We start from the raw sequence: 22,432 nt of genomic DNA on the forward strand, positions 1-22,432 counted from the left end.
CAGCCCCGTCTAGCTCTTGTCCTTGATGACCCGCAGATACTCCGCCTGCTTGAACCGCACCACGACCGCCTCCATGAGAATGCGGACGAACAGCATCTGGAAGAACCAGATCAGCGGGGTGGCGAGGATCAGCAGGACCGCGACGCCCCAGTAGAAGTCCATCGAGATGACCCAGATGGCGAACCCGACGATGGCGAGGCACTCCAGGGTGACCATCACCATCGACAGTGCGTAGAAGACCCTGAGCAGCCGCGGCGTCACCAGCGAGTCGAAATTGGCGTCCAGCAGAGCGGCGAGCAGCCCCTTCTCGGTGCGCTCGGGCGGAACCCACCCCTGCCCCTGGGGAACCGCCGCCGGACCGCCCAGACCCGGCCCGCGGGGACCGGGGACGGAACCCTGCTGCGGTGGACCGGGCGGTTGACCGTACGGGCCCCCCATCGGATCGGGCGCCTGCGGGCGCGGTGGGTGACCGGGGTCCGAAGGATTCGTCATCGCCGTCGTCTCCAGTGTGGGGCCTACCCCCAGACTCTAGAGCCTGCACCCGCCCCGCACCCGCTTCAGCGGCCCGCCGCGTACAACCTGTCACCGCACCGGCCAGTGCATGCATGCTCGGCTCACCGGCCGCCTCGGCCGCGCTGATGGTTGAGCGACGCCCTCCAACTCGTCCAGGTCCAGGTCCTGAACCGGATCGCCGGAGACAAGATCACCAGCCGCTTCCCGGTGGTCGACCAGGGCCGGCAGACGGTCGACATGCGCAATGCGCTGGCCAAGGAGAAGAACCCCGTCGGCAGCGGCTTCTTCGCGCACGGCCTGGCGCTGCTGGACGCGGCGGCCGGCAAGGCGTACTACCCGCTGCGCACCGCCGACGGGGAGTGCCTGTGCAGTGAGCCGGGTGACCTCGCGGCCGGGCAGTCGATAGAGGTCTACGCCGTCTTCCCCGCGATGCCGACAGAGCTCGCCAAGGTCACCGTCCATGTGCCGGACACGGCCCCGATAGTGGACCTGCCCATCGGCAAGGGCGATGTCGCGCCCGTTCTCGGCCGGCAGCCCGACATCGGCAAGCTGTCGCTCGGAAAGCCGATCATCCGGCCGATCGTCGGCAAGGCCGACGGCGTCGAGTTGTCCGAGGACGAGATCGCCGGTGACAAGCGCGTCCGGCTGTCGGCGGACGTGCTGTTCGCCTTGGACAAGGCGGACCTCAGCCCGCGGGCGCAGGCGCTCCTCCAGAATCTGGCCCGGCAGATCGACCAGTCGCCGGGCAGCGCCGCCAAGGTCGACGGCTACACCGACGGCACGGGTAACGACGCGATCAACCAGCCGCTGTCGGAGCGCTGGGCCCAGGCGGTCGAGACCAGGCTGAGGAGCCTGGTGACCAGGACCGGCATGACCTACCAGTCGGCCGGCCACGGGTCGGCGGACCCCGTGGAGAGCAACGACAGCGATGAAGGACGCCGCCGGAACCGGCGGGTGGGCGTCACCTTCGCCCGGCCGGTGAAGGGTCCGGCGGCGCCGTCCGGTGGCACCGCGGACGGCCCTCCGGTGACGTGGCCGCCGGGTGGCAAGCTGCCCTCCGTGTCGCAGAGGCAGCTGCCCGACGCTCAGAGACTGACCGTCACCGTCAACGGCCTCCACCGCGACTCCAGCGGCCTCGTGTCGTTCGTGTGGACGGTCACGAACAACGGCGGTGAGATGGTCGACGTGGCCGGGGCGTTCGACGCCGGGCTGCTCCAGTACGAGGGCAGAACCTTCGGTGGCGTCTCGCTCACGGCGAGAGCGGGACGTACGCCAACCTGTTCAAGCCCGCTCCGTCCGCGACGACCGTGGACGTGGAGATCCCCTACGACGACCGCAAGGCCGTCATCAAGAACGTGCCCATCAAATAGGCGCGGTCGGGGAGCGGCGCGCTTGGACGTCATCTCGGCCGCCGTGAAGCGCGGCGTTGCCGGTGTTCGCCCGGTTAGGGTGCCGGTGGCTGAGAGCTGAGGCCGGATCGGGGCGAGGGGAATGGTCACGTTCGTGTTGGTGCCCGCCGGGTTCGCCGTCGGCCTGCTCGCGGCGCCGCTGGCGGCCCGCTACACGGATGAGGTCACGCGCCGCGACCGCATCGTGCTCGGCCTGGTCACCGCGGTCCTGTTCGGAGTGCTGGGGTGGCGGGTCGGGACGGAGCCCGTCCTGCCGGCGCTGCTCTATCTGGCGGCGGCCGGAACTCTGCTCGGGTTCATCGACGTCGAGGTCAAGCGACTGCCGGACCGGTTCACGTTGCCCTCCTACGGACTGGTGGCGGCGCTGCTGGCGGCGGCCGCGCCGTTCACCGACGACGGGCTGCGGCGGTTCGAGCACGCCCTCATCGGCATGGCGGCGCTGTTCGCCCTGTACTTCCTCCAGGCGTTCCTCGTCCCGTCGGGGATCGGGATGGGCGATGTCAAGCTGTCCGGTGTGCTCGGGCTCTGCCTCGGCTGGTTCGGGCTGGACGCCTGGGTGCTCGGCCTCCTCGCGACCTACCTGCTCGGCGGGCTCGCCGCCGTCGGCATCATGATCGTCCGACGGACGCGGAAGGGCGAGTTCCCGTTCGGCCCGTACATGCTCGCCGGGGCGCTCGCCGCCGTCCTCTCCTTCGCCTGAGATCTCACTTGCAGAGGTTCTGGCCGGCCTTCACTCCGCCGCCGATCTTGTTGATGGCGGGCGGTGCGAGGCGCAGGCCGTTCGTGCCGATGACGAGCCGCACCCCGTTCTGCGGGGCCTTCGCGTCGGCGGTGAGCAGCGCGTCGGGGACGTCCCGGGCGAGCGCCGACGCCTGCGGTTCCGCGGCCGGCGCGTAGACGAGGCGGCTCTCGGCCGATCCGGTGCCCTTCTCCACCTTCTTCGCGACCTTGTAGCCGCGCCGCTTGAGCTGCTTGACGACGCGCTTGATCAGCTCGTTCTTGCCGCCGGCGTCGACGATGGTGACGTGCACCTTGCCGGGCGCGGGCGGCGCCGGCCGGGCCTTCACCGGCTTCGCCGGTTCGGCGGGCAGCTCGCTGTCGTGCTGGATCGCCTCGAACAGCGGCTTCGCCAGTTCCTGGTTCCACTGGACGCGGTTCGGGTCCGGCGCGTAACGCTCCACCGGGACGGTCACGAACCGCACCTGCCCCGCGCTCATCCCCTTGAGTCCGTCCGCCAGCTTCCGCATGGCCGCCAGATCGAGATCGTCGTCGGTCGTCATCGACTTCGTCGCGGCCTTGAGGAACTTGTACGTCTTGGCCGGATCGCTGAGGACGGAACCGCTGGTGGCCTTGTCGACGACCGAGGCCATGAACTTCTGCTGCCGCTCGATCCGCTCGAGGTCGGAACCGTCTCCGAGCGAGTAGCGGGCGCGGACATAACCCAGCGCCTGCTTACCCTTCACGGTCTGCTTGCCGGCCTTGAGATACAGCTCCGCCCGCGGGTCGTTGACGGGTTTGTCGACGCAGATCTCGACGCCGCCCAGCGCGTCCACCATCCGCTTGAACCCGACGAAGTCCACCTGGACGAAATGGTCGATGTGGATGCCGGTGAGCGACTCCAGCGTCTTCCACGTGCACGTCGGACCGGCGAACGCGAACGCGGTGTTCAGCATTCCGAACCGCGCCCGGACGGCCGCGCCCTTCTTCTCCTTGTCGCACTCGGGAATCTTCACCATGGAGTCGCGCGGAAAGCTGATCCCGACGGCCTGATCCCGGTTCGGCGACAGATGCAGCAGGATCGTCGTGTCCGACCGCGCGCCCGATATCCCGTCCGCCGCGTACTGCGCGTTGTCGCCCTCCCGCGTATCGGATCCGATCAGCAGGATGTTGAGCGATTTGTTCAGCTTCTTCGGCCGGTCCGTCCCGAGTTTGTCGCTGACGTGCTTCTGCTCGATCCCCCCGACGATGTCGTGGTACAGCCAGGCGACCCCGCCGCCCGCGAGCAGCATGACGACGACCACCCCGATCGCGACCCGCCGCAGAACCTTCCGCCGCCGCCCCCGACCTTTCCCGGACGCCCCCGAACCCGCGCCACCAGGCCCGCCATCGCCCCCTGAGCCTTCCCCGGCCGCATCCTCATCGCCCGCCTCCGGCGTGCCCGTACCAGCGGCCCCGACCCCGTCACCGTTGCCGGTGGTGTCGTCTGTCCCTTCGGCGGTGGTGCTTTGGTCGGTTCGGCCGGTCGCGTCTGTGCCGGCGGCGCCTGCCCCGCCGCTCTTGCCGGTGGTGTCGTTTGTCCCATTGGCGGCCGAGTCTGTGTTGGCGGCACTGGGGGTGGCGTCGTTGTCGACCGTGCTTTCCGGTTCCCGGTCGGCGGTGTCGCCGCTGCTTGGGGCAGATGTGCCGGTGCCGGGAATTTGCGATGGCTTGCCCTTGTCGTCCCCGATCTCTGGCTCTTCGCCGGACGTGCCGGTGGCCGCGGATTCTGACGCGTTTCCCTTGTCGACCGGGTTCTCCGGCTCGGCGTCGGGTGTGATCGGGGCGTCCTCGTCGGGGCCGGCGGGGGTGGGCGGCTCCTCGGCCTTGTCGGTGCTCGCCGTCGTCCGGCCGGGAGCGGAAGGCTGGGGCGCTTCGGGAGTGGTGCGGGCGGCCCGGTCCCGTGCGAGGTCGTCGCGGCCGGGGGCTTCGTCGCTCATAGGTCACGTCTCGGGAGGGCCCTGGTGAGGGCGGGCGGTTCGGGCGATTGATCATTGTATGGAGGCGGCGGGATACGCCGGGAGCGCACGCCTCCCCCTGTTGGATGCCTGGGATGCCCGTTCTGTTGACAGAAGTGCGGGATCCGGGGCGTCCGGATCGGGTCGCCTTCCGTACGATCGGTGCCCGTGGACGCGGGGTGGGTGATCGGCGGTCGGTTCACCATGCTGGACCGGATCGGCATGGGCGGGACGAGCCGGGTCTGGCGCGCCCATGACCGCGCGGAGGGGCGGTACTGCGCGGCCAAGCTCGTCCGGCGGCGGGGGCCCACGTCGATGCTGCGGGTCGTGCGCGAACGGGCGTTGCGGCTGGCGCATCCGCACGTGGTGACGCCCTACGCGTGGTGCATGGCGGACGACGACGTCCTGCTGGCGATGGACCTGGTGCGCGGCGGTTCGCTGGAGACCCTCCTCGGTGACTACGGCAGGCTCCCGCCCGCGTACGCGGCGGAGGTGCTCGATCAGCTGCTCGCCGCGTTGAGCCACATCCACGGCGCCGGAATCGTCCACCGGGACGTGAAGCCCGCCAACCTGCTGCTGGAGCCGAGCCCGGTCGGGGCGCCGCACGTGCGGCTGGCCGACTTCGGGATCGCGCTGGGGGACGACGGGATGCGGTTCACCACCACCGGGTTCACCGTGGGCACGCCCGGCTACCTGGCACCGGAGGTGCTCGACTGGAACCGCCCCGGGCCGCGCCAGGACCTGTACGCGGCCGGCATGGTCTGCTGGCGGATGCTGACCGGTGCGGGCGACCCCGCACTCCGGCAGCGGGTCGGACCCCCGCCCGCGGGGGTGCCGCCGGCGCTGTGGGCGGTCGTCGCCCGGCTGTGCGCGGACGACCCCGCCCGGCGCCCCGAGAACGCCGGCATGGCTCGCCGCGCCCTGGCCGCATGCCGCCTGGAGTTGCGCTTCCCCGTCCGGACACTGGACGGCGAGCCCCTGCAGATCTTCGACCACCTCGGCCCCCCGCCCCGCTGATCGGGTCCGCCGCCCATCCCGAGGAGTGTGCCGGTCAGCGGCAGGGCGGGCGAGGTGGAGGGGCTTAAAGGTCAGGTCTTGTCGTAGGTGATTTCTACGCGGCGGTTCTTGGCGCGGGCTTCGGGGTCGTCCTTGCCGTCCTTCTCGTTGGGGGCGATGGGTTTGGTTTCGCCGTAGCCCTTGGCCTGGATCTGCACCGGTGTCCCCTTGAGGGCTTGCCGTAGTTCGGACTCGACCGCCTTGGCGCGTTGCTCGGACAGGGACAGGTTGTAGGCGGCGTCGCCCATGGAGTCGGAGTGCCCGGCGACCTGGATGGTGCCCTTGGCGGCGCGCAGGCGGGGAGCGAAGTCGGCGATCCGGCGGCGGGCGGCGGGGGTGAGGGCGGCCTTGCCGAAGTCGAACAGGACGTCGGCGGAGAGGCGGACGGTGACCTGGTCGCCGTCGGTGTGCTCCTCCTCCAGGGCGACGACCGCCTTCGACAGGTCGATGTCGCGCACGGCCTTGCCCGTGTCGAGGGAGCGGACGCTCTTGGCCAGGTTCTCGTCCGGTACGCCCGGGTCGGCACCGGCGGCGGTGGGGAGGGCCAGGATGAGGGCCAGGACGCCTGCGAGGATCGCCGGTCGGCGCACGCGGCTCACCGCTCGACCGGGATGTCGCGGAACATGGGCCACGAACCGATCTGCACGTCGAGGGACTTCACGTTCTCCGGTGGGGCGGCGAAGGTGAAGGAGAAGGGTGTGGCCTGGTCGTTCGTCATCTTCGTGAAGATGTCGTCGGTCTCCATCTTCGTGCGGTCGGAGTCCTCCACGACGAGGTAGCGCTTGAGGTTCACCGGGTCGATGAGCGAGGTGCCGAGGCGGTGCTCGCCGTTGAGGCCGTAGGCGTTGATGCGCCGCGTGTCGGTGGCGGGGAGGTGCGGGGTGATCTGGACGGTCAGCGTGGCCAGTTTCCCCTTCGCCTTCAGGCGCATGATCGAGATGTCGACCGTGGCGCCCTTCGCCGCCGGGCTGTCGAAGGTGCCCTTCACCACCGGCTTCGCGGCGTCGTCGTAGCTCGCCCGGTCGGGCGAGGCCGCCGAGCCGCTCTCCGAAGACCGGTCGTCGAGCATCGAGCAGCCGGACAGCCCGGCCGCGAGGAGCAGGGTCGCCATGATCGCGGCCGCTGGGCGCATGGTTGGTCCTCCACGGTTCGTCGCATATGCAAACAGCGGGTTCCGTGGCAGCATGGTCCACAGGTCCGCATCCTTGTGTGCGGACGTAAATCTAGTGTTTGCATCTGCGAATTGTCAAGGGGGTGGAGCGGTGAGCGTCGCCGAGGACGCGGTCGCCCGGAACCGCGCGCTGCAGACCGAGTGGTACGGCGAGCCGCTCGGTGATCGCGTCCGCCCGCTGCTCGGCCGGCTCGGGCTGTCGCAGTCCGGGCTCGCGGGCGTGCTGGGGCTGTCCGCGCCGATGCTGTCGCAGCTCATGTCCGGCCAGCGGGCCAAGATCAGCAACCCGGCCGTCCTGCACCGGCTGATGGCCGTCGAGGACCTCGTCGCCGATCCGGGGTTCGGGGCGCTGCCCGCCGCGGGCGTCGCGGCGCGCCTGGAGGAGATCCGGGGCGAGACGGCGGCCACCACGTCCGGGCTCCGGATGGCCGAGGCCGGACGCGCCGGCGCCGAGGCCGGACGCACCGCCGCCGCGGGTCGGACGGCCGAGGCCACGGGTCGGACGGCCGAGGCCACGGGCCGGGCGGCCGGGGCCGGGGCCGGGGCCGAGCAGGGTCCCGCCGGGGCGGGCCGGGCGGCGGGGGAGCCGGCGCGGCTGGTGCAGGCGCTGCTGCGCGAGGTCGCGTCCGCCGCCGAGATCGACGCCGCCGCCGACCTCATCGCCGGCCGCTTCCCCGAACTCGCCGAAGTCCTCCGGGTGTACGGGACCGGAAGGACGAGCGAGGCCGAGGCGCACTTCGCCCGTACCGTGCTCGCCCGGGTACTCGGCGACCGCTCGGTCATTCCGTAGCGCACTCGTCTCGATTCCGCTGCGCCATAACAAGTGGTTATGGACGGCGGACGCTGCGGCGCGCCTGCGCGCGGGCTAAAGTCTGTGGTCAGGCTCACATGCGGGTCTGGCTGTTATGTATGTCACAGCCCTCGCCGGGTGGCGTAGGGTCGCTTCGCTGGAAGCGCACACGAGGCGTCACCGCCCGCATGCGGCACCGGCCGCGGCCGCCGGAGTGCGGCCCCGTCCGGGCGGCATGGCCGGCGGCTCATGGCGCGTAGCGCGCGATGATGCCGACGGCCGGGCGGCGGCCGCACGGTGCGCGCGGACCGTGGTACGGGGACACGACGACCCGAGCTCAGGAGAGCGATCGATGAGCACTGTGGAGGCGCCGGCCAAATCGCGCGCCCAGATCAAGGAACGAACCCTCCGGAAGGACAACTGGCGGCTGTATCCCCTCACCACCTTCGTCATATTCACGGCGTGGGTGGTGTACGCGACCGTCCGGGCCTTCTGGGGCGCCGCGTTCTACGTGCCGGAGTACCACTACCTGACACCGTTCTACTCCCCGTGCCTGAACGAGATCTGCAACAACGTGACGGTGAACGGGCACACCGGCAACGCCGCGGAGTTCGGCACGTTCCTCCCGGCGGGCACCCGCGGCTGGATCCCGTTCGCGGCGATCTCGCTGCCGTTCCTGCTGCTGTTCCGGCTGACCTGCTACTACTACCGCAAGGCGTACTACCGGTCGTTCTGGCTGTCGCCGTCCGCGTGCGCGGTCAAGGAGCCGCACGGCAAGTACACCGGTGAGCGCCGCTTCCCCCTGATCGGCCAGAACCTGCACCGCTACTTCTGGCTGGCGGCCGTCCTCATCTCCCTCGTCAACACCTACGACGCGATCCGCGCCTTCCACGGCAAGGACGGCGGCATCGGCATCGGGCTCGGCACGATCATCCTGGTGGCGAACGTCGTGCTGCTGTGGCTGTACACGCTGTCGTGCCACTCGTGCCGGCACATCGTCGGGGGACGGCTGAAGAACTTCTCCAAGCACCCGTTCCGGTACCGGATGTGGGGCTGGGTGTCCAAGATCAACGAGCGGCACGGCATGTACGCGCTGATCACGCTGGGGTCGCTGGTGGTGGCCGACGCCTACATCGCGCTCGTCGCCGGCGGCGTCTTCAACGACCCGCGTATCTTCAACTGAGGCCAAGGAATCATGACTGAGATCGAGAGGCACTCGTACGACGTCGTGGTGATCGGCGCCGGCGGCGCCGGGCTGCGCGCGGCGATCGAGGCCCGCCTCCAGGGCAAGAAGACCGCGATCATCTCCAAGTCGCTGTTCGGCAAGGCCCACACGGTGATGGCCGAGGGCGGCGCCGCCGCCGCGATGGGCAACGTCAACCCGCACGACAACTGGATGGTCCACTTCCGCGACACCATGCGCGGCGGCAAGTTCATGAACAGCTGGCGGATGGCCGAGCTGCACGCCAAGGAGGCCCCGGACCGCGTCTGGGAGCTGGAGCTGTGGGGCGCGCTGTTCGACCGCACCAAGGAAGGCAAGATCAGCCAGCGCAACTTCGGCGGGCACGAGTACCCGCGGCTGGCGCACGTCGGCGACCGGACGGGCCTGGAGCTGATCCGCACCGCCCAGCAGAAGATCGTCGCCCTCCAGCAGGAGGACCACGCCGAGCACGGCGACTACGAGGCCAACCTCAAGGTGTGGGCCGAGACGACGGTCACCCGGCTGCTGACCGACGCCGACGGCAAGGTCTGCGGCGCGTTCGGCTACGTCCGCGAGACCGGCAAGTTCGTGGTGTTCGAGGCCCCCGCGGTGGTGCTGGCGACCGGCGGCATCGGCAAGGCGTTCAAGGTCACGTCCAACTCCTGGGAGTACACCGGGGACGGGCACGCACTGGCCCTGCTCTCCGGCGGGACGCTGCTGAACATGGAGTTCGTGCAGTTCCACCCGACCGGGATGGTCTGGCCGCCGTCGGTCAAGGGCATCCTCGTGACCGAGTCGGTCCGCGGCGACCGCGGCGTCCTGCGCAACTCCGAGGGCAAGCGGTTCATGTTCGACTACATCCCCGAGGTGTTCAAGGACCAGTACGCCACCACCGAGGAGGAGGGCGACCGCTGGTACGACGACCCCGACAACAACAAGCGGCCCCCTGAGCTGCTGCCCCGCGACGAGGTGGCGCGCGCCATCAACTCGGAGGTCAAGGCGGGACGGGGATCGCCGCACGGCGGGGTGTTCCTCACCGTCGTCGACCGGATGCCGGGCGGCGCCGCCGAGATCGTCCGGCGGCTGCCGTCGATGTACCACCAGTTCAAGGAGCTGGCGGACGTCGACATCACCAAGGAGGCGATGGAGGTCGGCCCGACCTGCCACTACGTGATGGGCGGCGTGGAGGTCGACCCGGACACCGGCGCGGCGAAGGTCCCCGGCCTGTTCGCGGCGGGCGAGGTGTCCGGCGGCATGCACGGCTCGAACCGGCTCGGCGGCAACTCGCTGTCGGACCTGCTGGTGTTCGGGCGCCGGGCCGGGCTCGGCGCGTCCGAGTACGTGGACGCCCTGGCCGCGCGCCCCGCCGTCCCCGAGGCCGAGGTCGAGGCGGCCACGGCGGAGGCGCTCGCCCCGTTCGAGCGGGACGGCGGCGAGAACCCGTACACGGTCCACGCCGAACTGCAGCAGACGATGAACACGCTGGTCGGCATCATCCGCAAGGAGCAGGAGCTGGAGCAGGCCGTCGAGGCGCTCGGCAAGCTCCGCGAGCGGGTCGCGAACGTCAGCGTCGAGCGGGTGCAGGTCAACGACGGCCGCGGCTACCACCCGGGCTGGCACCTCGCGCTGGACCTGCGCAACATGCTGCTGGTGTCGGAGGCGGTCGCGAAGGCGGCGCTGGCGCGGCAGGAGAGCCGCGGCGGCCACACCCGCGACGACTACCCGGCGATGTCGGCGGAGTGGCGGAAGGTCAACCTGGTCTGCTCGCTGGCCGGCGACCCCGCGTCCCCCCATGTGGAGCTGACCCGGCAGCCGCTCGCGCCGATGCGCGAGGACCTGCTGGAGCTGTTCGAGAACGACGAGCTGAAGAAGTACCTGACCGCCGAGGAGCTGCCGAAGGGGCTGGCCGAGGAGGTCGTGGCCGAGGAGGCGGAGGCCGCCGCGGGTTCGGGAGCGACCGCCGCCGGTGCCGCGGATGACGAGGAGGGCGACCGATGAGCTACGAGGCCAAGTTCAAGGTCTGGCGCGGGGACGACGGTTCCGGCGAGCTCACCGACTACACGGTCGAGGTGAACGAGGGCGAGGTCGTCCTCGACATCATCCACCGGCTGCAGGCCACGCAGGCGCCCGACCTCGCCGTCCGGTGGAACTGCAAGGCCGGCAAGTGCGGCTCGTGCTCGGCGGAGATCAACGGCATGCCGAAGCTGCTGTGCATGACGCGGATGTCGACGTTCGACCCGGAGGAGACGGTCACCGTCACCCCGATGCGGACGTTCCCGGTCATCCGCGACCTGGTGACGGACGTGTCGTACAACTACGAGAAGGCGCGGGAGATCCCGTCGTTCGACCCGGGCGACGCCAAGCCCGGCGAGCTGCGCATGCAGCAGGTGGACGTCGAGCGCTCGCAGGAGTTCCGCAAGTGCATCGAGTGCTTCCTGTGCCAGAACGTGTGCCACGTCATCCGTGACCACGACGAGAACAAGAAGGAGTACGCCGGCCCCCGCTTCCTGATGCGGATCGGGGAGCTGGAGATGCACCCGGCGGACCAGGCCGACCGGCGCAACATCGCGCAGGACGACCACGGGCTCGGCTTCTGCAACATCACCAAGTGCTGCACCGAGGTCTGCCCCGAGCACATCAAGATCACCGACAACGCCCTGATCCCGATGAAGGAGCGGGTCGTGGGCCGCAGGTACGACCCGGTGGTGTGGCTCGGCAGCAAGCTCGGCATCGTGAAGAAGGGCCAGGACACCCCGTCCGCCTGACCCGCCCGGAAACCTCTCGCGAACGTCCCCCGCCGCCCCGCGCGGCGGGGGGCGTTCGCGTTTCCGCCGTCCTCCGCTGCGGGAGCCTCGCTCTGGCGGGCGCTGCTCCCGAAACACGGCGGGCGGCGTGCCCCCGGACCGCCGCCCGCCGTCCCCGCCGTTCCCCGCGGACGCCGTGGTCGCCGGAAAGGCCGTCCGGTCGCGCACGCCGGGACCCACCCTGGCGCACGCCGGGCCGCGGCAGTAGGGATTAGTGCACACAACGCGTGATTGAACCGTGATTCTCTCCCGGGAGGCGGGCGGGCCCGGATCCCCTTAGCGTGGTGGTCATGAGCGCCCTCGAATCGGGCTCGTTCCTTGCCGATCTCACCCCGGCCGAACGCGCGGACCTGGAATCACGCGGCCGCGTCCGGGAGTTCGCGCGGGGGGACACGCTCTTCGCGGAGGGTGAGGAGCCCGGCTGGGTCGCGGTGCTGCTGCGCGGCCGGGTGAAGGCGTTCTCCTACCACGAGCAGGGCGGCGAGGCGCTGCTGGCGGTGCGCGGGGCCGGGGCGGTGCTCGGCGAGGTCGCCGCGATCGACGGGCTGCCGAGGTCGGCGTCGGTGCAGGCGCTCGAACCGGTGCGGGCGCTCGCGGTCAGCGCGGACGAGTTCATGGCGTTCCTGCAGGCGCACGGCCGCGTCTCGATCATCATCATGCGGATGCTCTGCCAGCGCTGGCGCGACGCCGACCGCAAGCGCGTCGAGTTCGGCATGTTCGACGCCACCGGACGGGTCGCGCAGCGCCTCGTCGAGCTGGCCGAGCGGTTCGGGGTGCCGCACCCGACGGGCACGGGCGAGGAGAGCGTCCGCATCACGCTGAACCTGTCGCAGGAGGAGCTGGCCGGCTGGGTGGGCGCGTCCCGCGAGGCGGTGAGCAAGGCGCTGCGCACGCTGCGCCGGCACGGCTGGATCGAGACGGGGCGGCGGCGGCTGATCGTGCACGACCTGCAGGCCCTCCGCCGCCACGCGCGCTAGCCCGGCCGTGCGCCGTGCCGTGCGCCGTGCCGGGCGCCGTGCAGGGTGCCGTGCAGGGCCCGGGTCGTCCCGTGCGGGCGGGCGGGCCGTACTCTGTGCAGGATGCAGCTACAGCAGCTCGCCTACTTCGTCGCGGTCGCGGAGGTGCGCCACTTCACGCAGGCCGCGGAGATCCTGCGGGTGGCGCAGCCGTCGCTGTCCAAGCAGATCCGCGCGCTGGAGAACGAGCTGAACGTCTCCCTGTTCCGGCGCGCGCGCGGCAACATCACGCTGACGCCGGCCGGTGAGGCGCTGCTGCCCCTGGCCAAGCGCATCCTGGCCGACGTCGACACCGCCCGCCTCGAAGTGCAGGAGCTCGCCGGCCTGAAACGCGGCCGGGTGCGGCTCGGCGCCACGCCGTCCCTGTGCGCGGGCCTGCTCGCGGACGTCCTGCGCCGCTTCCACGACACCTACCCGGGCATCCAGCTCATCGTCGAGGAGGGGGGCTCGCGGGACCTCGTCCGCGAGCTGACGCGCGGCTCCCTGGACCTGGCCCTGGTCATCCTCCCGCTCCAGGGCGACCCGCCCCTGGACACCACCCCGATACTGCGCGAATACCTGGTGGTGGCGTCCCCGGTGGAGCAGCGGTCGCCGACGCGCCGCTCGTACCTGCGCATCGAGGAACTGCAGGACCGCCCCCTGGTGATGTTCCGTCCCGGCTACGACCTGCGCGAAGCGACCATCAGCGCGTGCCGGACGGCCGGGTTCGAGCCCAGGTTCGCGGTGGAGGGCGGCGAGATGGACGCCGTGCTCCGCTTCGTCGAGGTCGGTCTCGGGATCGCGGTCGTCCCGAGCATGGTCCTCGCCGGACGCCCCGGCCTGCGCGGGACCCCGCTCGTCCTGGCCGACGAGGAGGCGCGCCGCGGCCGGCACGGACCGGGCCTCCTGCGCACCATCGCGCTCGCCCACCGCAAGGACGTCGAGCTCACCCACGCCGCACGCGCCTTCCAGGACACCCTGCAGGCGTTCCTCGCGGAGGCCGCCGAGGCCGGCACCCTCCCCCCGGGCGTGGAGCACCTGGTCGACGCCTAGAGCGCCACGTGCGCTCACATTAGAACGGCCCCGCCCGGTACTCCGGGCGGGGCCGAGATCGGGGGCGGCGGTCAGTGCTTCTTGCCGCCGGCGGTCGCCTTGAGGTAGTCGCTGTTCAGGCGGCCGATGAAGTCCAGCGGGATCTCCTTCGGGCACGCGGCGGTGCACTCGCCGGTGTTGGTGCAGCCGCCGAAGCCCTCGGCGTCGTGCGTCTCCAGCATGGACACGACCCGGTCGTAGCGCTCCGGCTGGCCCTGCGGCATCAGCCCGAGGTGGCTGATCTTGGCGCCGAGGAACAGGGCGGCCGAGCCGTTCGGGCAGGCCGCGACGCAGGCGCCGCAGCCGATGCACTCGGCGGCCTCGAACGCGCGGTCGGCGTCCGGCTTCGGCACCTGGACGGCGTGCGCGTCCGGCGCGGTGCCGGTCGGCGCGGTGATGTAGCCGCCGGCCTGGATGATCCGGTCGAACGCGGACCGGTCGACGACCAGGTCCTTCACCACCGGGAACGCCTTGGCGCGCCACGGCTCGATGTCGATGACCTCGCCGTCCTCGAACTTGCGCATGTGGAGCTGGCACGTGGTGGTGGCGCGCTCCGGGCCGTGCGGGGTGCCGTTGATGACGAGGGAGCACATGCCGCAGATGCCCTCGCGGCAGTCGTGGTCGAACGCGACCGGCTCCTCGTCCCCGGCGATGAGCTTCTCGTTGAGGACGTCCAGCATCTCCAGGAACGAGGCGTCGGGGGAGATGTCGTCGAGCTGGTACTCGACCATCTTCCCCTTGTCCTCGGGGCCGCTCTGGCGCCAGACGCGCAGTGTGAGCTTCATGATTACTGTTCGACCTCTGCTACTTGTACGACCGCTGCGACGGCTTGACGTATTCGAAGTCCAGGGCCTCCTTGTGGAGGACGGGCTGCTCGCCCTCCCCGGCCCATCCCCATGCGGCGACGTAGCCGAAGTTGTCGTCGTCGCGCTTGGCCTCGCCCTCCTCGTCCTGGCTCTCGGCGCGGAAGTGGCCGCCGCAGGACTCGGTGCGGTGCAGGGCGTCGATGACCATCAGCTCGGCGAGCTCGAAGAAGTCGGCGACGCGGCCGGCCTTCTCCAGCTGCTGGTTCAGCTCCTCGCCCTTGCCGGTCACCTTGACCCGCGTCCAGAACTCCGCGCGCAGCGCCGGGATGAGCTCCAGCGCCTTGCGGAGCCCCTGCTCGGTGCGCTCCATGCCGCAGTACTCCCACATGATGTGGCCGAGCTCGCGGTGGAAGGAGTCGACGGAGCGGTCCCCGTCGATCGACAGCAGCTTGTCGATGCGCGTCTTCACCCGCTCCTCGGCCTCGCCGATCGCGGTCTCGGCGACCGGGGCGAAGTTGTTGCGGGCGATGTAGTCGCCGATGGTGTTCGGCAGGACGAAGTAGCCGTCCGCCAGGCCCTGCATCAGCGCGGACGCGCCGAGCCGGTTCGCGCCGTGGTCGGAGAAGTTCGCCTCGCCGATCACGAACAGGCCGGGGATCGAGGACTCCAGGTCGTAGTCCACCCACAGGCCGCCCATCGTGTAGTGGACGGCGGGGTAGATGCGCATCGGCGTCTCGTACGGGTTCTCGCCGGTGATGCGCTCGTACATCTGGAAGAGGTTGCCGTACTTGGCCTCGACCTTGTCGCGGCCGAGCCGCCCGATGGCGTCGGCGAAGTCGAGGTAGACGCCGAGGCCGCCGGGGCCGACGCCGCGTCCCTCGTCGCAGACGTTCTTCGCCGCGCGGGACGCGATGTCGCGGGGGACGAGGTTGCCGAAGGACGGGTAGATGCGCTCCAGGTAGTAGTCGCGCTCGTCCTCGGGGATGTCGGACGGCTTGCGGCCGTCGCCGCCCTTCTTCGGCACCCACACCCGGCCGTCGTTGCGCAGCGACTCCGACATGAGCGTCAGCTTCGACTGGTGGTCGCCGCTGACCGGGATGCACGTCGGGTGGATCTGCGTGTAGCAGGGGTTGGCGAACAGGGCGCCGTGCCGGTGCGCGCGCCAGGACGCGGTGACGTTCGAGCCCATCGCGTTCGTGGACAGGAAGTACACGTTGCCGTAGCCGCCGGACGCCAGCACGACCGCGTCCGCCGTGTAGTGCTTGATCTCGCCGCTGATCAGGTCCCGGACGACGACGCCGCGCGCCCGCCCGTCCTCCATGATCAGGTCGAGCATCTCGTGCCGCGCGTGCAGTTCGACGTTGCCGGCCTCGACCTGCCGCATCAGCGCCTGGTAGGCGCCGAGCAGCAGCTGCTGGCCCGTCTGGCCGCGGGCGTAGAAGGTGCGGGAGACCTGCGTCCCGCCGAACGAGCGGTTGTCGAGCAGGCCGCCGTACTCGCGGGCGAACGGGACGCCCTGCGCGACGCACTGGTCGATGATGTTCCGGGAGATGTCGGCGAGCCGGTGCACGTTCGACTCGCGGGAGCGGAAGTCGCCGCCCTTCACGGTCTCGTAGAACAGCCGGTACACGCTGTCGCCGTCGTTGCGGTAGTTCTTCGCGGCGTTGATGCCGCCCTGCGCGGCGATCGAGTGGGCGCGGCGCGGGGAGTCCTGGAAGCAGAACTGGACGACGTGGTACCCGGCCTCGCCGAGGGTCGCGCCGGCCGAGCCGCCGGCCAGCCCGGTGCCGATGATGATGATCTTCTTCTTGCGCTTGTTGGCCGGGTTGACCTGCTTGGCCTCGAACTTGCGCGTCGTCCAGCGGTCCTCGATGGGGCCCTTGGGCGCCTTGGTGTCGGCGATCGGCTCGCCGGGCTTGTAGAAGCTGTCGGTCATGGTCAGCTCACCCATCCGAACGTGATGGAGACGGGGATCGCGACGAAGCCGAGCGTGATCAGCGCGGCGGTGGTCGCGGCGAGGGCCCGCAGGGCGTTGTGGCTGCGCGGGCTGCGCAGCCCGAGCGTCTGGAACGCGCTCCAGATGCCGTGGTTGAGGTGGAGGCCGACGAGCAGGACGGCGACGACGTACCAGACGGTGATGTACCAGCGCGAGGGGTCGAAGTCGGCGACGAGCCGCTCGTAGGGGGTGGCGTCGCCGCCCTTGGGGTTCACGACGAAGAACGTGAGGTCCAGCAGGTGCCAGACGATGTAGACGGCGATGATGACGCCGCCGTACCGCATCGTGCGGGCGGCGTAGCCCTGCGCGTGCGACTTCTTCCTCGACTGGTACTTGACCGGGCGCGCCGCGGCGGCGCGGCGGGCGAGCGACACCGCCGACCACATGTGCAGGATCACCGCGACGCCGAGCACGACCTCGAGCAGCGTCAGGACGGTCCGGTGCGGTACCGCGGGCTCACCGATCGTGCGCAGCCAGTGCGCGTAGTGGTTGAAGTCCTCCGCGCCGAGGAAGATCTTCAGGTTCCCGAGCATGTGCGTGATCAGGAACAGCACGAGGACGGCGCCGGTCACCGCCATGACGGCCTTCTTGCCGACGGTCGATCGGTAGATCGCAGGTATCGCTATAGCCACGACCTGCACGTTATGTCCGGATCTATGAATAGTTCCAAGTCATCAGCGCACTCATGGCGATAGCCGCAGGCTATGAACGCACGCCGCGCGGCCGTTGTGGCCGTTCCGTGACGTTCTCCCTGGTGAGTGAGTTCACAGCCGCTTCGGGAACCCGCCGATCACGTGATCCACAAGACATTGACGCAGGTCAGGGCGCTGTGGTTAGCGCACTGTCCAGATCGTGCCCCGGCCGCCGGGACAGCAGCAGGACGGCGAGGTCGTCGGCCAGCGCGTCCCCGTTGAGCCGCTCCACCTGGGTCACCAGGTCGTCGATGAGGGCGCGCCCGGTGGCGCCCCGGCCGCGCGCCGCGCGGGCCAGGCCGACGAGGCCGTCGGTGCCGAGCCGGTCCGAGCCCCGGCCGACCTTCCCCTCGATCAGGCCGTCGGTGTAGAGCATCAGGCTCCAGGACTCGCCGAGGTCGATCTCGGTCGTCGGCCACTCGGCGCCGGGCAGCAGGCCGAGCGCGGGCCCGTGCGCGTACTCGGGCAGCGCGGCGACCTCGCCGTCCCCGCCGGGGACGCCGCGGAACAGCAGCGGCGCGGGATGACCGGCCAGGTGCATCCGGGCGGTCCGCCGGGACGGCGCGATCGTGATCATGCACAGCGTGGTGAAGATCTCCTCGCTGCGCCGCTCGTGCCCGAGCACGGTGTCCAGGGTGCCGAGCAGCTGCTCGCCGGTGTGCCCGGCGAGCACGAGCGTCCGCCACGCCATCCGCAGCTGGACGCCGAGCGCCGCCTCGTCCGGGCCGTGCCCGCACACGTCCCCGATCATCAGGTGGACGGCGCCGCCCTCGGTCTGCACGGTGTCGTAGAAGTCGCCGCCGAGCAGCGCGCGCCGCCGGCCGGGACGGTAGCGGGTGTGGTGCCGCAGCGACGGGTCGTCGATCAGCGGGACGGGCAGCAGCCCGCGCTCCAGCCGGGCGTTCTCCCGGCCGAGGATGCGCGCCTCGACGAGCCGCCGCTCGGTCTCCTCCGACCGCTTGCGCTCGATGGCGTAGCGCACGGCGCGGGCCAGCAGCGGTGCGTCGACCTCCTGCTTGACCAGGTAGTCCTCGGCGCCGGCGGCGACGGCCTGGACGCCGAGGTGGGCGTCGTCCAGCCCGGTCAGCACGACGACGGCGGCCGGCCCGGACAGGGCCAGCACCTGCCGCAGCCCGTCCAGCCGGTCGATGCCGGGGGTGGACAGGTCGACGATGATGCACTGGGTGCGCCGGGTCAGCGACCGCCGGGCGGCGGCCAGGTCGGACGCCACGGCGATCTCGACGTCCATGCCGCTCTCGGCGAGCAGCTTCTCGACCATGCGGACGTCGGAGGGGTCGGCGTCGATGAGGAGCAGGTCGATCCCGTCCTCGGCCCCCGGCGTGAAGGGGTGGGTCTGCTGGCTGGGCGTCTGATGACTGAGCGTGCTCACAGGGCTTCCGGGAAGTCGGGCTGACGGCACTGGCAACGGCCGGTGGCACACCGCCTATTCCCGCGGCTGCGGGCGGGCGCGACGGACCGCGCCGGGGCAGCGGCATTGGCCTAGCCGCCAGGGTCCCGGCTCAAGGAGCGGGGGAAGCGTCGCTCCGTACGTCCCTGACCTTAGCGTGTCCTTACCTCGCAGTGCACCCCCTGCGCGCGTCCTGATAGGCATTTCCGGGCTGTCCGGAACGGATCCGCCCAGGTGAAAAACCAGTCGAACTTCGGACGTTCCGCTGCATAACCTGCGTCGGGTGAAGCCGTTGCCGGAGAAAGATCCTGGCAGGCCAGACCACCGAACCCCCGCGCGCTACCTGCTCTGGCTGGTGCGCGCCCAGTGGCGCAGCGTCACCGCGGGTGCGTTCTTCGGCGTGGTCTGGATGCTCAGCCAGGCCCTGATGCCCGCCGCGATCGGCCGCGCCATCGGCGACGGCGTCGCCGCGCGGGACGAGGGCGCCCTGCTGGCGTGGTCCGGCGTGCTGCTCGGCCTCGGCGCCGTGCAGGCCGCGACCGGCGCCGTCCGGCACCGGTTCGCCGTGTTCAACTGGCTCGCGGCGGCCTACCGGACGGTCCAGCTCGTCACCCGGCAGGCGACCCGGCTCGGCGGGACGCTGCCGAAGCGGCTCAGCGCGGGCGAGGTGGTGAGCATCGGCCTGTCCGACGTGTCGCACATCGGGGACGTCCTCGACATCGTCTCGCGCGGGTCGGGCGCCGTCGTCGCGATCGTCGCCGTGGCCGGGATCCTGCTGGCCACCTCGCCGCCGCTCGGCCTGATCGTGCTGGTCGGCGTCCCGCTGATCCTCGCGATCGCGGCGCCGCTGCTGCGCCCCTACCGGGACCGGGAGCTGGCGCACCGCGAGCTGGTCGGCGAGCTGAGCACGCACGCCACCGACCTGGTCGGGGGCCTGCGGGTGCTGCGCGGCATCGGCGGCGAGGCGCTGTTCTCCGGCCGCTACCGCGCCGAGTCGCAGCGGGTGCGGACCGCCGGGGTGGCGACCGCGCGGGCCGAGACCCGGATGAACGGCGCCGAGGTCCTGCTGCCCGGCCTGCTGATCGCGCTGGTGACCTGGGTCGGCGCCCGGTTCGCGGCCCGCGGGACGATCGGCGTGGGGGAGCTGGTCACGTTCTACGGCTACGCGGTGTTCCTGATCGTCCCGCTGAAGACGCTCGGCGAGGCCGCCGGAAAGATCACCAAGGGCCTGGTGGCGGCGGGCCGGGTGACCGCGCTGCTGGAGATCGACCCCGAGCTGCCCGACGCCGGCACGGCCCGCCCCGCGGCGGACGCCGAGCTGGTGGACATCGCGTCCGGGCTGGTCGTGCGGCCGGGGCGGGTGACCGCGATCGCGGCGGCCGACCCGCGCGACGCGCAGGCCGCCGCCGACCGGCTCGGCCGATACGCGGACGGCGACGTCGACTTCGGCGGCATCCCGCTGCGCGCGGTCGCGGACGTCCGGAAACGGATCCTCGTCGCCGTCAACGAGGACCGCCTCTTCTCCGGGCCGCTGCGCGAGTCCCTGGCACCGGACGGCGACGAGGCCGCGCTGCCGGCGGCGGTCCATGCCGCCTGCGCCGAGGACATCGTCGACTCGGTGGGGCTCGACGCCCACGTCGCCGAGGCCGGCCGCGAATTCTCCGGCGGGCAGCAGCAGCGGCTCCGCCTCGCACGGGCGCTGGCCGCCGACCCGGACGTCCTCATCCTGGTGGACCCGACCAGCGCGGTGGACGCGCACACCGAGTCGCGCATCGCCGGCAGGCTCGGCCAAGCGCGCGCGGGCCGCACCACCGTGGTGTGCACGACCAGCCCGCTGATGCTCGACCGCGCCGACCACGTCGTGTTCATCAAGGACGGATCGGTCGTCGCCGAAGGAACCCACCGCGACCTCCTGGAGACCGAGCCGCGCTATGCGGCCACGGTCACCCGCGGCGAGGATTCCCGCACCGAAGGAACGGTGAGGTCGTGAGCTCCGAGATCCTGCCGGTCGCGGCGCCCGCGCAGGTGCGGGCGTATGCGCGGCGGCTCGTCCTGCGGCATCCCCGAGCCCTGGCCGGGGTGCTGGCCCTGCACGCGGCGGCCGCCGTGACGGGCCTGGTGACGCCCCGGCTGCTCGGCGCCCTCGTCGAGGACGTCCGCGACGGGCACGCCGCCATCGACACCGTCGGCCTCGCCATCGCCGGTTTCGTGATCGCGCAGGGCGTGCTGATCCGGTACGCCTACCTCGCGTCCGCGAGGCTCGGCGAGCGGGTGCTGGCCGAGCTGCGCGAGGAGTTCGTCGACCGGGTGCTGGCGCTGCCGCTGTCCACGGTCGAGCGGGCCGGGACCGGCGACCTCGTCACCCGCGCGTCCCGCGACGTCGACACGCTGAGCACGTCCGTGCGGTACGCGATGCCGGAGACGCTCGTCGCGATCGTCGTCGGCGGGTTCACGTTCGGTGCGCTGCTGCTGAACGGCCCGCTCGTCGCGCTGCCCGCGCTCGTCGCCGTCCCGCTGCTGGTGGCGGTGATGCGCTGGTACCTGCCCCGCGCGCGCGGCGGCTACCTGCGGGAGAACGAGGCGTGGTCGCGGATCGCTGAGGGGCTCACCGAGACCGTCCAGGGCTCGCGGACCGTCGAGGCGCTCGGCCTCGCCGGACGCCGCCACGACCGCGGCGACGCCGACATCGCGACGTCCTACCGGGCCGAGCGCTACACGCTGCGGCTGCGGATGGTCCTGTTCCCCGTGGCCGAGCTGAGCTTCGTCCTGCCCGTGGTGTCGACGCTGCTCGTCGGCGGCCTCCTCTACATCCACGACATGGCGACGCTCGCGCAGGTGACCGCCGCGACCCTGTACGCGCAGCTGCTCATCGAGCCGGTCGACACCATGCTCTCCTGGCTGGACGAGCTGCAGCTCGGCGGTGCGTCGCTGGCCCGCATCCTCGGCGTCGGCGACGTCCCGCCCGACCGCTCACCGAGCGGCGCCCGGCCGTCCGGTGAACGGCTCACGGCGCTCGGCGTCCGCTACTCCTACCGCCCCGGCAAGGACGTCCTGCACGGCGTGGACCTCGACCTGCGGCCCGGCGAGCGGCTGGCGATGGTCGGGCCGAGCGGCGCGGGCAAGTCCACGCTCGGCCGCCTGCTCGCCGGGGTGGACGGCCCGCGCTCCGGCGCCGTCACCGTCGGCGGCGTCCCGCTGGTGGCGCTGCCGCTGGACGGGCTGCGCCGCGAGGTCGCCCTCGTCACGCAGGAGCACCACGTGTTCCGCGGCACGCTCCGGGAGAACATCGTGATGGCGCGGGACGGCGCGTCCGACGACGACGTCCGCCGGGTGCTCGCGGCCGTCGACTGGGACGGGCCCGGCCTCGACACGGTCGTCGGCTCCGGCGGCGCGACGCTGACGCCCGCGCAGGCGCAGCAGCTCGCGCTGGCCCGGCTCGTCCTCGCCGACCCGCACACGCTCGTCCTGGACGAGGCGACGTCGCTGCTCGACCCGCGCGCGGCGCGCCGCCTCGAACGCTCGCTCGCCGCCGTCCTGGACGGCCGGACCGTCGTGGCGATCGCGCACCGCCTCCACACCGCCCACGACGCCGACCGCGTGGCGGTGGTGGAGGACGGCCGCATCACCGAACTGGGCACCCACGAAGAACTCCTCGCCCAGGAGGGCCCCTACGCGGCCTTGTGGACCTCCTGGCACGGCACCCCACCCACCTAGCCCACTCTCGTTGATCTGCGGCGTGTTGTTGTTATCCGGCAGCTCATAACAACAACACGCCGCCGCACAAC

At 71.4% G+C, this 22,432-nt stretch carries 19 protein-coding genes; 11 read left to right on the plus strand and 8 right to left on the minus strand.

What is annotated here, in order from left to right; genetic code table 11:
• Positions 1-9: 9 nt before the first annotated feature.
• Positions 10-492 (minus strand): DUF4282 domain-containing protein, encoded by a 483-nt coding sequence (locus tag ABZ806_RS21635; protein ID WP_500219133.1) that lies wholly within the window; start codon positions 490-492, stop codon positions 10-12.
• A gap of 150 nt (positions 493-642) precedes the next feature.
• On the opposite strand from ABZ806_RS21635, the gene ABZ806_RS21640 reads away from it, so the two are divergent.
• Entirely contained in the window at positions 643-1,983 is a 1,341-nt protein-coding gene (locus ABZ806_RS21640; protein ID WP_500219134.1) for an OmpA family protein, read from the plus strand.
• A gap of 21 nt (positions 1,984-2,004) precedes the next feature.
• Entirely contained in the window at positions 2,005-2,622 is a 618-nt protein-coding gene (locus ABZ806_RS21645) for a prepilin peptidase (RefSeq protein WP_500219135.1), read from the plus strand.
• A 4-nt stretch (positions 2,623-2,626) separates the two neighbouring features.
• On the opposite strand, the gene ABZ806_RS21650 is transcribed toward ABZ806_RS21645, so the two are convergent.
• Entirely contained in the window at positions 2,627-4,618 is a 1,992-nt protein-coding gene (locus tag ABZ806_RS21650; RefSeq protein ID WP_500219136.1) for an LCP family protein, read from the minus strand.
• Positions 4,619-4,804: 186 nt separating this feature from the next.
• Between ABZ806_RS21650 and ABZ806_RS21655 the strand changes: the two genes are divergently transcribed.
• A complete protein-coding gene (locus ABZ806_RS21655) occupies positions 4,805-5,653 on the plus strand; it encodes a serine/threonine-protein kinase (RefSeq protein WP_500219138.1) in 849 nt (282 codons plus the stop codon).
• Positions 5,654-5,724: 71 nt separating this feature from the next.
• On the opposite strand, the gene ABZ806_RS21660 is transcribed toward ABZ806_RS21655, so the two are convergent.
• Positions 5,725-6,282: an OmpA family protein gene (locus ABZ806_RS21660; protein WP_500219139.1), complete on the minus strand. Its 558-nt coding sequence runs from the start codon at positions 6,280-6,282 to the stop codon at positions 5,725-5,727.
• 5 nt (positions 6,283-6,287) lie between these two features.
• Positions 6,288-6,824 carry a hypothetical protein gene (locus tag ABZ806_RS21665; protein ID WP_500219140.1) on the minus strand — a complete coding sequence of 179 codons (537 nt, stop codon included), beginning with the start codon at positions 6,822-6,824 and terminating at the stop codon, positions 6,288-6,290.
• A 130-nt stretch (positions 6,825-6,954) separates the two neighbouring features.
• Between ABZ806_RS21665 and ABZ806_RS21670 the strand changes: the two genes are divergently transcribed.
• The 6 genes from ABZ806_RS21670 (at position 6,955) to ABZ806_RS21695 (ending at position 13,706) form a co-directional block, all read left to right on the plus strand.
• A complete protein-coding gene (locus ABZ806_RS21670; protein WP_500219141.1) occupies positions 6,955-7,653 on the plus strand; it encodes a hypothetical protein in 699 nt (232 codons plus the stop codon).
• Between the two features lie 352 nt (positions 7,654-8,005).
• Positions 8,006-8,836: a succinate dehydrogenase subunit SdhC gene (sdhC, locus tag ABZ806_RS21675; protein WP_500219142.1), complete on the plus strand. Its 831-nt coding sequence runs from the start codon at positions 8,006-8,008 to the stop codon at positions 8,834-8,836.
• Between the two features lie 12 nt (positions 8,837-8,848).
• Positions 8,849-10,852, plus strand: coding sequence for a fumarate reductase/succinate dehydrogenase flavoprotein subunit (locus tag ABZ806_RS21680; protein WP_500219143.1), 2,004 nt, complete (start codon positions 8,849-8,851; stop codon positions 10,850-10,852).
• A complete protein-coding gene (locus tag ABZ806_RS21685) occupies positions 10,849-11,619 on the plus strand; it encodes a succinate dehydrogenase/fumarate reductase iron-sulfur subunit (protein WP_500219144.1) in 771 nt (256 codons plus the stop codon). Before ABZ806_RS21680 ends, ABZ806_RS21685 begins: the two co-directional genes overlap by 4 nt.
• A gap of 329 nt (positions 11,620-11,948) precedes the next feature.
• The gene (locus ABZ806_RS21690; RefSeq protein ID WP_500219145.1) at positions 11,949-12,635 is read left to right on the plus strand and encodes a Crp/Fnr family transcriptional regulator; all 687 of its coding nucleotides are present in this window, start codon (positions 11,949-11,951) and stop codon (positions 12,633-12,635) included.
• Between the two features lie 102 nt (positions 12,636-12,737).
• The gene (locus tag ABZ806_RS21695; protein WP_500219146.1) at positions 12,738-13,706 is read left to right on the plus strand and encodes a LysR family transcriptional regulator; all 969 of its coding nucleotides are present in this window, start codon (positions 12,738-12,740) and stop codon (positions 13,704-13,706) included.
• 71 nt (positions 13,707-13,777) lie between these two features.
• Here ABZ806_RS21695 and ABZ806_RS21700 read toward each other — a convergent pair whose 3' ends face one another.
• From ABZ806_RS21700 to ABZ806_RS21715, 4 genes are all read right to left on the minus strand, one after another.
• Positions 13,778-14,530 carry a succinate dehydrogenase/fumarate reductase iron-sulfur subunit gene (locus tag ABZ806_RS21700; RefSeq protein WP_500219147.1) on the minus strand — a complete coding sequence of 251 codons (753 nt, stop codon included), beginning with the start codon at positions 14,528-14,530 and terminating at the stop codon, positions 13,778-13,780.
• Positions 14,531-14,549: 19 nt separating this feature from the next.
• A complete protein-coding gene (locus ABZ806_RS21705; protein WP_500219155.1) occupies positions 14,550-16,487 on the minus strand; it encodes a fumarate reductase/succinate dehydrogenase flavoprotein subunit in 1,938 nt (645 codons plus the stop codon).
• A gap of 2 nt (positions 16,488-16,489) precedes the next feature.
• Positions 16,490-17,179: a succinate dehydrogenase cytochrome b subunit gene (locus ABZ806_RS21710; protein ID WP_500219148.1), complete on the minus strand. Its 690-nt coding sequence runs from the start codon at positions 17,177-17,179 to the stop codon at positions 16,490-16,492.
• 187 nt (positions 17,180-17,366) lie between these two features.
• Positions 17,367-18,629 (minus strand): PP2C family protein-serine/threonine phosphatase, encoded by a 1,263-nt coding sequence (locus tag ABZ806_RS21715; protein WP_500219149.1) that lies wholly within the window; start codon positions 18,627-18,629, stop codon positions 17,367-17,369.
• A gap of 301 nt (positions 18,630-18,930) precedes the next feature.
• Here ABZ806_RS21715 and ABZ806_RS21720 point away from each other — a divergent pair, with 301 nt between their 5' ends.
• The gene (locus ABZ806_RS21720) at positions 18,931-20,637 is read left to right on the plus strand and encodes an ABC transporter transmembrane domain-containing protein (protein ID WP_500219150.1); all 1,707 of its coding nucleotides are present in this window, start codon (positions 18,931-18,933) and stop codon (positions 20,635-20,637) included.
• Positions 20,634-22,361 (plus strand): ABC transporter ATP-binding protein, encoded by a 1,728-nt coding sequence (locus ABZ806_RS21725; RefSeq protein ID WP_500219151.1) that lies wholly within the window; start codon positions 20,634-20,636, stop codon positions 22,359-22,361. The genes ABZ806_RS21720 and ABZ806_RS21725 overlap by 4 nt, the downstream gene beginning before the upstream one ends.
• Positions 22,362-22,432: the final 71 nt, after the last annotated feature.

The organism is Spirillospora sp. NPDC047418 (genome assembly GCF_040643275.1).
Lineage (GTDB): Bacteria > Actinomycetota > Actinomycetes > Streptosporangiales > Streptosporangiaceae > Spirillospora.